Raw genomic sequence first — 10,817 nt, forward strand, 5'->3', positions numbered from 1 at the left:
AGTAATGACTGCAAGCATTCGCACACATATGCAAACCTGGGCGGAATAGTTGTTAGCGAAATGACGATTTTTACCATTTTATCAGCCATTAAGCCGCGCTGCCACGATGTCTATACTTTTCAATTCACCAGTCTTCGCCTCTCCAAGGATGGCTCCAAAGTCCGCGCTATGAAGCCTCTCAGATAGCACGGCTGACTGAAAATCAGAACTTGACATACAGGCAATCAACCAATTGGCCTTAACCGAAACACAATCACTTGCAAAACTGGCGCAATAAGGCAGGGGCTTCATCACATCCGCTCCAAGGTGGGAATACCCAGCAGACCCAAGCCCAAGGAAAGGGTGTCAGTGGTGAGACGACACAGGGCCAAGCGGGAAGATCGGGCCGGCTCCTCGGCCTTGAGCACCGGCACCTGGTCGTAGAAGCGGTTGAACACCTGGCTGAGCTCAAACAGGTAGTTGCAAAGCCGATTGGGCAACAACTCCTGCTCCACTTCAGCAATCACCCCATCAAACTTGAGCAGCTCCCGCACCAGCGCCCACTCCTGCGGTTCGCTGAAGGTGAGTGAGGCAACGGCGCCAGCCCCCAGATCTCCGCCCTTGCGGGCGATGCCAGCGATGCGCACCACCGCATAGAGCAGATAGGGCGCCGTGTTGCCCGTAAGGGCCAGCATCCGATCAAAACTGAACTGATAGTTGGTGATCCGATTGGTGCTGAGGTCGGCGTACTTCACCGCCGCCAAGCCCACGGAGGTGGCCACCTGCTGGATGAAGGCCTCGTCTTCGCTGCGCTGCTCATCGGCGAGGCGCTGACGCAGATCGGCCTCGGTGCGCTCCACCGCCTGATCGAGCAGGTCCTTGAGGCGCACCGTGTCGCCGGAGCGGGTCTTGAGCTTTTTGCCATCGTCGCCCTGCACCAAACCGAAGGGCACGTGCTCGACGCTGCAGTGGGAAGGAATCCAGCCCGCCCGCTGGGCCACATGGAACACACCGGCGAAGTGGTTGGCCTGGCCCGCATCGGTGACATAGATGACCCGGCTGGCCCCATCACCGCCAGGCCCAGGGGCGAAGCGATAGCGAATCGCCGCTAGATCGGTGGTGGCGTAGTTGAAGCCGCCATCGCTCTTCTGCACGATCAGCGGCAGGGGCTGGCCGTCCTTGCCACTCACCCCCTCAAGAAACACACAACCTGCGCCGGCATCGACCACCAGCAGCCCGGCAGCCCTGAGGTCGTCAACCACCGCCTGCAGGTAGGGGTTGTAGAAGGATTCACCGCGCTCGGTGAGACGGATACCGAGCTGGTCGTAGATCTTCTGGAATTCGCGGCGGCTCTGGTCGCACAGCAATCCCCAAGCCTTGAGCGACACCGGATCGCCCCCTTGCAACTTCACCACCTCCTCGCGGGAGGTGGTCTGGAAGCTTTCGTCGTCATCGAAGCGGGCCTTGGCCTGGCGATAGAAGGCCACCAGATCACCCAGATCCACCGCATCGGCCATGGTGAGAGCCTCTGGCGCCACCTGCTTCAAGTGGGTGATCAGCATCCCAAATTGAGTGCCCCAGTCGCCCACATGGTTGAGCCGCAGCACCGGGTGGCCGCGAAACTCCAGCACCCGCGCCAAAGCATCACCAATGATCGTGGAGCGCAGGTGCCCCACATGCATCTCCTTGGCGATGTTGGGGCTGGAGAAGTCCACAATCACCGGGGCTTGCAGCTCCACCTTTGGCACCCCCAGGCGCGGATCGCCAAGGCGGGCCTGCAGCTCCGCCGCCAGCCGCTCGGGCCGCAGGGTGAGGTTGATGAAGCCGGGCCCTGCAATCTGGGGCTCCAGGCAGAGCTCGGCAAAGGCGGGATCGGCCGTAAGTTGCGCCACGATCGCAGTGGCAATAGCCCGGGGCGGCTGGCCCAGAGGTTTGGCCAGGGGCAGGGCCCCATTGGCCTGGAAGTCACCGAATTCCGGCTTAGACGCTGGCGCTAGCTGGGGATCGAGGGGCTGGCCCGCCTCGGGGAAGGCCCGCTGCATCGCTGCCAGGAGCTGGCCCTGCAGGGCGTGGAGAACGGTCAGCATGGCAACGGTGGGCCGCAGTGGCGGCAGGCACTTGCTGTGATCATCCCTCTCCAGCCAGCTGCAGGTCTGCCTCCATTCCCTGCAGCACTACATCGGCCACCAGCTTGATGCGATAGCGGCAGGCCTGGGTTTCGGTGCAGTCGAAACTGCGGTGCTCCCAGTATTTGTTACTGCCCGCACCACCCCCGCACAGCCCGAAGTACTCACACTCCTGGCGGCAGCGTTCCACACCGGAGCGAATTTCCTGCAGCACCCGCTGCAATTTGTCAGTGGCGGCGATGGCTTCCAGGCTGTCGTGCAACACATGACCAAAAGCAAAATCGCCGTATTCGGCGGTGGGCACCGAAAGCAACTCCGGATCAAAGGTCGACACATTGCCGCGGGCGTCCACATTGACGATCGCGAAGGGAGCATTCATGTCGGTTTGGGCCATGCGGGCATTGCTGCAGGCCAAGCTGACGATCCCGTCAAATTCCCGCAGGCGCAGGCTCCCTGGCTGCTCCATGCAGCGCTGCCAAAACCGCTCTAAAAACACCCGATAGCCCTGCTCCGCGCGGGGGGCCTTGAGGCTGGAGGCGGCGTTTTCACCTTCGGTTTCCTCCATGTTGAAGCCCACGTCGGTGATGCCGTGCTCGAGGAAGAAATCAAACAGGCCATCGGCATGGTCGAGGGCGTCGGCGGTGAGCACACAGATCACCTGAAAAGCAATCTGGCGCCGCACCAGCCAGTCGATCCCCCGCATCACCGCCCCATGGGTGGGCAAGCCGGTGCGAGTAACCCGGTGGGCGTCATGCAGGAAGGAAGGGCCATCCATGCTCACCCCCACGTGAATGTCATTGCGCTCGAAGCAGTCGCACCAAGCCCCATTGATCACGGTGGCATTGGTCTGCAGCGACTGGACGATCGTGCTGGCGGGCAGGCCGCGCCGCTCCAGCAGCTGGCGCAAGCGCGCACTGGCTTGGTCGTAGAAGGCGATTGGCGCCATTAACGGTTCGCCCGCATGCCAGAGCAGGGTGAATTGCCCCTCGAAATAGGGGCTATCGAGCACCCGCTCCACCGCCACCTCCAGCAGCTCAAGTGAGAGCTGGGTGCGATCACCCCGATCGGGCAGATAGCAGTAGTCGCAATCGAGGTTGCAATAGGGGGTGGGTTGTACCACCAGCAGCCGCACGGGGCCGTAAGACTGACTTTCCACTTCAGCAGCCCGGGGAGCGATCAGCGCCAGTAGGGACCACCATTTAGGAAGCCCCCATTGCGGAAGCCACCATTACGGAAGCCGCCGTTATAGAAGCCCCCATTGCGGAAGCCGCCGTTGTTGAAACCGCCGTTATAGAAGCCGCCGTTGCGAAAGCCGCCGTTGCCCCAGCCCAGGCCCGAGCCGTTGACGAACACATAGGACACGGCGTCATCGGGCAATCCAGAGGCTTCGGCGCCATCGCGCTCCTGCACTGCCGCCGCAATTCGGCTCAGCCGCTCCTCAATGCTGAGGGAGGTTGGTTTAGCTGCGGTTTGGTCCTGGGCTGAAGGCTCATGCTGGGCGCTGGCCAAGGCCAGGGCCGCCGCCCCATCGAGGGGCAGGGAGGCCAGCAGCAACAGGCCGAAGAGATGGGAGCGGTTCAAGAGCGCCATAACAACTGCGAAAAGGGTTTCAGCGAGGGGATCAGCGACCGGTCGAAGCAGCCTGACCTTCAAGAACGGGGCGAATCGTCTCAACCCCCAACAGCACAGCCTCAAAGCTGGCGCGGATCGCAGACTCGGGCAATCCCAGCGCACTCGCCGGACCGAGCCAGCGGTTCACGGCGGTCACCGTGTCTGGCTGGCCATCGAGATAGCCCTGGAGCAGCCGGGCAATCGCCAGATTGACCACGTTGCGGAAGGCCGAGTCGTTTTCGGCGAGCACACAGCTCACCGCATAGGCCTCGTAGGGCAAAGCCGGGCTGAGCTCTAAACCTGGCAGCCCCTGCTGGCGCACCAGCCCCGCCAGCACGATCGTGTCGCCAATTACGCCTTCCACGGTGCCGGCCTGCATCGCGGCAACGGCAGCCTTGAGGCTGTCGAAGGCAACGGGCGTGGCCTTGGACTGCATGCCCCGCAGTTCGGTTTCACCCAGCGACTGGCGCACCACCCCAATCCGCCGTCCCGCAAGAGCGGCCGGACTGCCATCAAAACGCCCGGTGGGCGCCAGCAATCTCACGCCGGAAAGGCCGATCGGCAGGGAGAAATCCACCTGCATGTCCACCGCCCAGCTGAACGGCAGGCCACAGGCGAGATCCGCCTTGCCGCTGGTGATGCTGTTCACCAGGCTGGCCGGATCGCTGATCGGTGCAAAGCGGACACTCACAGGACGGCCCACGGCCTGGCTGAGCTCAGCGGCAATGCGTTCAGCCACCAAGATGCCGTAGCCGGAGGGCTGGCCTTGGGGGCTCACCATCATTAGGGGTGGGACGTCGGCGAAACCACTCAGCACCAGCTGGCCGCTGCGCGCTGCCCGCTGCACCGCCCCCTCCAGCTGGGGCTTGGCCTGGGGTTGGGCCGGGGGTTTGGTTTGGGATTGGGCCTGGACCGCCGCCGGCATTACGGCCAGCAGCCCGAGAGCTCCCACGCCAGCAGCCAGCCGGCGACCAATGCCAGCTAAGCGAGAGCTGCGCTTGGAAAAGCTGCGCTTTGGTGCTGCCACCCAACCTCGACATGAACTAACAGAAGTATGCAGAGGCTCGGCGCTACTGCCAACGCAGCTCTAAAAACGCAGCTCAATAATCAAACCGCATGCTGAGATCAAGCCAGGCGCTGCGGGTGATCGGCGCGCTGGTGGAGATCAGGTCGATGCCGCTGCTGGCGTAGTCGCCTAGCTGCTCAGGCTGCACGCCTGAGGCTTCCAGCACAAGCTGCCGGCCGCCAGCCAGGCTGCGTAACTCGGGCACCAGCTGCCGCAACTGGGCCGGCAGGAATTCATCCAGCAGCACCCCATCGGCGCCCGCTTGCACCGCCGCTGCCGCCTCAGCCGCCGTTTCCGCCTCCACAATCACCCGGGCCGGCCAAGGAGCATGGGCCCGCACCGCCGCGATCGCCGCCTCCACCCCACCAGCCACCCCACCCGCCCAAGCCAGGTGGTTTTCCTTGAGCATCGCGGCATCATCGAGGCCCTGGCGGTGGTTGCTGCCGCCCCCGCAGCGAACGGCGTACTTTTCAAGTCGGCGCAGGCCCGGCGTGGTTTTGCGGGTGTCGGCAAGGCGCACGCCCGTGCCCTCGAGCTCGGCCACCAGGGCGGCGGTGGCAGTGGCGATGCCGGAAAGTCGCATGGCCAAGTTGAGGGCCGTGCGCTCGCCGGCCACCAGGGCAGCGGCCCCACCCTCCAGCTCCAGCAGGCGCTGGCCTGCCACCACCGGCTCACCATCAGCCACCAGCAACTGCAGCCGCAGCGCCGGATCCAGCAAGCGGAACAGCGGCTCCACCAGCACCCCGCCGCAAAACACCCCTGGCGCCTTGGCAAGCCAGTGGGCCCGGCCAGGGCGACCAGCCAGCGCCGCAGCCGTGAGATCGCCGCGGCCAATATCTTCTGCCAGCCAGGCGCGCAGCTGCGGCTCCAGCTCGGGGGTGAAGGGCAGATGGGCAGCAGGCATTACCCCTCCGGGGCAGGCCTTCCCATGATGGGTGGTGCCAGTCTGATGGGCAGTTCGCATCAGAGCGCTGGCATGACCAAACCCCGCTGGTGGACCGCCGGTGACCTCGATGGCTTCCTCGGCCTCGGGCTCGACAACCTGATCCAGATCCTGTTGATCGTGGCCCTTTGCCGCGGCGTACTCGGCTATCCCGACAGCCTGATCTTCGGCGCGATCCTGCCTGCCACTGGCATCAGCCTGGTGGTGGGCAACCTGGCTTACGCCCGCCAGGCCTTTCAGCTCGACCAGCGCGAGGGGCGCGACGACCGCACCGCCCTCCCCTACGGGATCAACACGGTGAGCCTGTTCGCCTATGTGTTTCTGGTGATGCTGCCGGTGAAGCTGACGGCCTTGAGCCAGGGCCTGGATCCAGCCGCAGCGGTAACCCTCTCGTGGCGAGCTGGGCTGATCGCCTGCCTGGGTTCGGGGTTGATCGAATGCTCCGGTGCCTTCATCGGCAACAGCCTGCAGCGCTGGCTGCCTCGCGCAGCCCTGCTCTCCACCCTGGCTGGCATTGCCCTGGGCTACATCGCCCTGGGCTTCCTGCTGCGCACCTACGCCCAACCGGTGGTGGGGCTGGCAGTGCTGGCAGTGATCCTGGTGGGCTACTACGCGCCGGTGCGCTGGCCGGTGCCCGCCGGCCTGGTGGCCGTGCTGCTGGGCATAGCCCTGGCCTGGGCCAATGGTTTGATCGACCTCGATCCAGTGCGCTGGCAGAGCAGCACGGCCCTGATTGGGCTCCACATACCCAAGCTGCAACTGGCAGACCTATGGCAGGCGCGCGGCCAGCTAGTGCCCTGGTTGGGGGTAATCGTGCCGATGGGACTTTTCAATGTGATCGGCTCGCTGCAAAACCTGGAGAGCGCCGAAGCCGCCGGCGATCGCTATCCGGTGCCCAGCTCGATGCTGATCAATGGCATTGGCACCCTGGCCGCCGCCACCTTGGGCTCCTGCTTTCCCACCACCATCTACATCGGCCACCCGGGCTGGAAAGCCATGGGCGCCCGCATTGGCTACTCCTGGCTCAATGGCGTGGTGATGGGCGCCGCCTGCCTGCTGGGCTTGTTTGGAGTGGTCGGCCAACTGGTGCCGATTGAAGCCGGTATGGCGATCGTGCTTTACATCGGCCTGGTGATCGCTGCCCAGGCCTTCCAGGCCACGCCGCCTCGCCATGCTCCGGCCGTGGCCCTCGGGCTGTTGCCCGGGCTGGCCGGCTGGGGAGCCCTGATGCTGAAAGCGGGGCTGCGGGCCGGTGGCAGCGGCACGGCCGCCAACCCCTTTGGGCCAGCCATGCTGGCGCCCCTGGCCCAGGCCGATGTGTGGGCCGCCGGGGCCTTCGCGCTTGAGCACGGCCAGATCATCACGGCGATGCTGCTGGCGGGCATGCTCGTGTACGTGATCGAGGCCCGCCTGCTGGCGGCGGCGGCCTGCGCAGCCATCGCAGCCGTGCTGTCCTGGTTTGGTGTGATCCACGCCTGGCAATTCACCAGCTCAGACACCGTGCTGCAGCTGGGCTGGGGCGTGGGCCAGAGCTGGGCCCTCGGCTATGGGTTGATGGCCCTGGTGTTCCTGGCAACCCGTTGGGGCCTCCGGCCTCAGCGCTGATGCTGCAGCAAACCGAGGGTGAGATTGTCTGGGTCGGTCTGCAGGTAGACGTAGCCACCACCATTGGCGAGCAGCACCACTTTGTAGTTGTAGGAGGCGCCCGCAGAGTCTCTCTGGGTCATCGAACCCAGGCAGCTGGCAGCCAGCTTGAGGCTGCCGCTGTAGGTGGCCCGGTCCTGGCGGCCGGCGTAGCTCGACATCGCCAGGCCCTGCACTGCCCCTGCCTGCCACCACTCCCGCTGCACCACCGCATTGGGCTGCCAACTGCCGGCTAGCCAGCTCTGGCCCTGCTGCTGGCTGGTGACCAGGCCATCGAGCTGCTCGGGCCGGCAAGCGCCTGGCGCCTGGGCCACGTAGCGCAACGACAACACCTCACTGGGTGCTACCACAAGGGAAGTGCGCGGCCGGCCCAGTCGATCCAGGGCGACCGCGTCAGCCATGGCACCGGCCGAACCCTGGCGCTCAACTAATGCCCAGCAGTTGGCATCGGCTTTCACCTGGCCGCTGTAGCGATCTTCCGTAAAACGGCGACCCTCCCGCAGGTAGCGCACCCCTTCGATGCGGCCATCGGCAAACCAGCGCTCCTGCATCAGCAGGGCCGTGGGTTCGCCCCGGTGCTGACCGCTGCCGAGCACCACAAAGGTGCCAGCTGCGGGTGCTTTGCACTGGGCCAGGGACGCCGCAGCCGACTTTTCAGCAGCTCCTGCCCCTGGCACCAGGCCAGCGCAAATAGCCACGGCAGCGAGCAGGGCGCGGGGGCTGGCCATCGACGCACACCATCAAGTGATTGCAGTTTGGCAAGAGGCAGTTTTTAAGAGCCCTACTTGCCAATACAGAAACGCGAAAACACCCGATCCAGCACTGCCTCGCTCACCGCCTCGCCTGTTATCTCACCGAGGGCACGCACAGCGGCGCGCAGGTCAATCGTCCAGAAGTCCCAGGGCAGCTGCTGCGCCGCAGCTTCAAGGGCAGCCCCCAGGCTCAGGGCTGCCGCCGCCGCCAGATCCCGTTGGCGGGCATTGAGTGCCACCTGCACGCCTTCGAGGCAGCCAGCTCCGCAGCGGCGCAGCAGCTCCGCCACCAGCTCATCGCGGCCGGCGCCAGTGAGGGCGCTGAAGCGCACATCTGCCGGCTCCCCATCCCCCGCGGGCACCAGACCCACCTGCAGGCCAGCCCCATCAGCCTTGTTGCCTGCCACCAGCAGCACGACGCCCTCGGGCACCAGCTCCCGCAGGGCCTGATCCTCCAGGCTCCAGCCCGCCTCCAGATCAAATAGCAACAGCACCGCATCAGCGGCGGCCAGGGCCTGGCGGGAGCGCTCGATGCCCAGCTGCTCAACCCGGTCGCTGGTGGGGCGAATGCCGGCGGTGTCGAGCAGGGTGAGAGGCACGCCGTCAAGCACCAGCTCGCTTTCCAGCAGGTCGCGGGTGGTGCCCGGTAGGTCGGTCACGATCGCCCGCTCTCGCTGGCTGAGCAGGTTGAGCAGGCTGGATTTGCCCACGTTGGGCAGGCCCACGATCGCCACCCGCAGGCCCCGGCGCAGCAACTCCCCCTGGCGCGCCTCAGCCACCAGCTGCTCCAGCTCAAGCCGCACCGCCTCCAATTCGGCCGTTACTGCCGCGCCATCGAGGGGGGGTAGGTCCTCCTCGAAGTCCACCCGCGCCTCCAGCTCCGCCAACTGATCCAGCAGCCGCTCGCGCAGGGCGCCGATGCGCAGCTGCAGGCCGCCATCGAGGCCAGCCATGGCCAGCTGGGCCGCCCGGCGGCTGCGGGCCGTGATCATTTCGCTGATCGCCTCGGCGCGGGTGAGGTCGAGCCGGCCGTTTAAAAACGCCCGCTGGCTGAATTCCCCCGGCAGGGCCCGCCGCGCCCCAGCCGCCAGCACCAGCTCCAGCACCCGCTGCACCGCCACCAGGCCGCCATGGCAGTGCAGTTCCACCACGTCTTCCCGGGTGAAGCTGCGGGGGGCCCGCATCAGCAGCAGCAGGGCCTCATCGAGCCGCTCGCCACTAGCAGGATCCACCACATGGCCGTAGAGCACCCGGTGGCTCTCCCAGCTCTGCTGGCCGGGGGCCGCAAACAACTGCCGGCCGATCGGCTCGGCCTCGGGGCCAGAAATTCGCACGATCGCCACACTGCCCTCGCCTGGAGCCACAGCGGTGGCCACGGCGGCGATGGTGTCAGCAAATCCGGCGGGGTCTGGCATGACCCCATTTCAGCGCCAAAGCGCCCACAGATCGAGCACCCGGCTCAGGGATTAGCCAGGCCGGGAAACACCATCAAATCGATATGGCCACCAACGGGATGGCGCCATTCGCGGAATTCCTCGGCCAAGGCGTGCTGCTCGCGGGGCAGGGCCTGGGCCTGCAGGTCCTGGAGCCGCTGGTGCACCAAGTCCAGGGTGTCGTCTATCAGTTGGGCCGCCTGCTCGGAGGTCATGGTGGGGAATCCGGGGAATGGCCAGGTTGTAACTGGGCTTTCAAAGGCACGCTGTAGCGGACATCACGACCGCGCCAGCCGCGCCTATGCAGGCAAACGCCCCAGCAGTGAGAGAATCAGCTTCTATTCAGGGGCAATCGTGACGAACGGCAAGGGATCTCCGCGCTCAGCACTGTCGACCCTGCTGCTTGGCTTCGGCGCCGTCGGCGGCTTGGCCCTGCTGGTGTGGCTGACGCTGGTGATGCTTGACCTCAAACATCTCAACACCTCCGGCTTCACCCTGCCCTAGCCGATGCCCGTGCGGGCGATGTCCAGCACATCGGCCATGGAGCGGATTTGATTGATCGTGCTAGCTAGCTGGCTGGAACTCTCAAGCTCCACCCGCAGATCGATGCGGGCCGGCTTGCCGGGATTGGTGCGCACCCGGGCATCGCAGACGTTGATGCGGTGATCGGAAAGGCGAGTGAGGATGTCTTTAAGCACCCCAACGCGATCGAGCACCTCGATGCGCAGTTGCACCGGGTAGCGGCGCGGGCGCGTCTCGGAGGCGGAATTCCAGCGCACCGGCAGCCGCCTTTCGGCCGGCACCTGGGACACATTGGAGCAGTCCTGGCGGTGGATGGTGATGCCGTGGTTGCCGAGAGCCACCGCCCCAAGAATCTGCTCGCCAGGCAGGGGACTGCAGCAGCCCCCGAGCCTGTAATCGAGGCCCTCAAGGCCGAGGATTGAGCTGGTGCCACCCCCACCCACCGGAGCCTGGGGCTCCACCTGGGCGTGGGCCGCCACCTTGGCCGCCACTTGCTCATTGCTGAGCACGGGGGCGGAGGCTTCGCTGGCCAGGCGCATTTCCTCCCGCAGCCTGTTGAGCACCTGGTGCAGGGTGACCCCACCAAAGCCGAGGGAGGCCAGCAGGTCTTCGGTGCAGGTGAGATTGCAGCGGCGGGCCACCTTGGCCATCGCCTCACCATTGAGCAGGGCATCAAAGCCATCGCGGCCAAGCTCGCGCTCGAGCATCTCGGTGCCGCGCTGGAGGTTGTCTTCGCGGTGG

12 protein-coding genes are annotated in these 10,817 nt (G+C 65.6%); 3 read left to right on the top strand and 9 right to left on the bottom strand.

Features of this window, described 5'->3' with window-relative positions; translation table 11 throughout:
* The coding region (locus KBY74_RS11380; RefSeq protein ID WP_254942808.1) for a hypothetical protein at positions 1-186 on the top strand (186 nt) is incomplete at its 5' end.
* Between the two features lie 104 nt (positions 187-290).
* On the opposite strand, the gene argS is transcribed toward KBY74_RS11380, so the two are convergent.
* The 5 genes from argS to nadC all read right to left on the bottom strand — a co-directional run bounded on the left by argS (position 291) and on the right by nadC (position 5,686).
* Positions 291-2,066 carry an arginine--tRNA ligase gene (gene argS / locus KBY74_RS11385; protein WP_254942809.1) on the bottom strand — a complete coding sequence of 592 codons (1,776 nt, stop codon included), beginning with the start codon at positions 2,064-2,066 and terminating at the stop codon, positions 291-293.
* Positions 2,067-2,106: 40 nt separating this feature from the next.
* Positions 2,107-3,261, bottom strand: coding sequence for a cyclophane-forming radical SAM/SPASM peptide maturase GrrM/OscB (gene grrM, locus KBY74_RS11390; RefSeq protein WP_254942810.1), 1,155 nt, complete (start codon positions 3,259-3,261; stop codon positions 2,107-2,109).
* A gap of 20 nt (positions 3,262-3,281) precedes the next feature.
* Positions 3,282-3,695, bottom strand: coding sequence for a GrrA/OscA1 family cyclophane-containing rSAM-modified RiPP (grrA, locus tag KBY74_RS11395; protein WP_254942811.1), 414 nt, complete (start codon positions 3,693-3,695; stop codon positions 3,282-3,284).
* 31 nt (positions 3,696-3,726) lie between these two features.
* Positions 3,727-4,668: an extracellular substrate binding-like orphan protein GrrP gene (grrP, locus tag KBY74_RS11400; RefSeq protein ID WP_254942812.1), complete on the bottom strand. Its 942-nt coding sequence runs from the start codon at positions 4,666-4,668 to the stop codon at positions 3,727-3,729.
* A gap of 148 nt (positions 4,669-4,816) precedes the next feature.
* Entirely contained in the window at positions 4,817-5,686 is an 870-nt protein-coding gene (gene nadC / locus KBY74_RS11405; protein ID WP_254942813.1) for a carboxylating nicotinate-nucleotide diphosphorylase, read from the bottom strand.
* Between the two features lie 72 nt (positions 5,687-5,758).
* Here nadC and KBY74_RS11410 point away from each other — a divergent pair, with 72 nt between their 5' ends.
* Positions 5,759-7,330: an NCS2 family permease gene (locus tag KBY74_RS11410; RefSeq protein WP_254942814.1), complete on the top strand. Its 1,572-nt coding sequence runs from the start codon at positions 5,759-5,761 to the stop codon at positions 7,328-7,330.
* Here KBY74_RS11410 and KBY74_RS11415 read toward each other — a convergent pair.
* The 3 genes from KBY74_RS11415 to KBY74_RS11425 are packed head-to-tail and all read right to left on the bottom strand — an operon-like array spanning position 7,321 to position 9,769.
* Positions 7,321-8,097, bottom strand: a complete 777-nt coding sequence (locus KBY74_RS11415) for a hypothetical protein (protein WP_254942815.1) — start codon at positions 8,095-8,097, stop codon at positions 7,321-7,323. The genes KBY74_RS11410 and KBY74_RS11415 overlap by 10 nt on opposite strands.
* Before the next feature lie 53 nt (positions 8,098-8,150).
* A complete protein-coding gene (gene mnmE / locus KBY74_RS11420; protein ID WP_254942816.1) occupies positions 8,151-9,536 on the bottom strand; it encodes a tRNA uridine-5-carboxymethylaminomethyl(34) synthesis GTPase MnmE in 1,386 nt (461 codons plus the stop codon).
* 44 nt (positions 9,537-9,580) lie between these two features.
* Positions 9,581-9,769, bottom strand: coding sequence for a hypothetical protein (locus KBY74_RS11425; RefSeq protein WP_254931775.1), 189 nt, complete (start codon positions 9,767-9,769; stop codon positions 9,581-9,583).
* Positions 9,770-9,908: 139 nt separating this feature from the next.
* Between KBY74_RS11425 and KBY74_RS11430 the strand changes: the two genes are divergently transcribed.
* Positions 9,909-10,058, top strand: coding sequence for a hypothetical protein (locus KBY74_RS11430; RefSeq protein ID WP_254931776.1), 150 nt, complete (start codon positions 9,909-9,911; stop codon positions 10,056-10,058).
* Here KBY74_RS11430 and KBY74_RS11435 read toward each other — a convergent pair.
* Positions 10,055-10,817: ACT domain-containing protein (locus KBY74_RS11435; protein ID WP_254942817.1), on the bottom strand; the 763-nt coding region annotated here is incomplete at its 5' end. The genes KBY74_RS11430 and KBY74_RS11435 overlap by 4 nt on opposite strands.

The sequence above is a fragment of the Cyanobium sp. A1C-AMD genome (assembly GCF_024346495.1).
In the GTDB taxonomy this organism is placed as follows: Bacteria; Cyanobacteriota; Cyanobacteriia; order PCC-6307; family Cyanobiaceae; genus Cyanobium_A; species Cyanobium_A usitatum.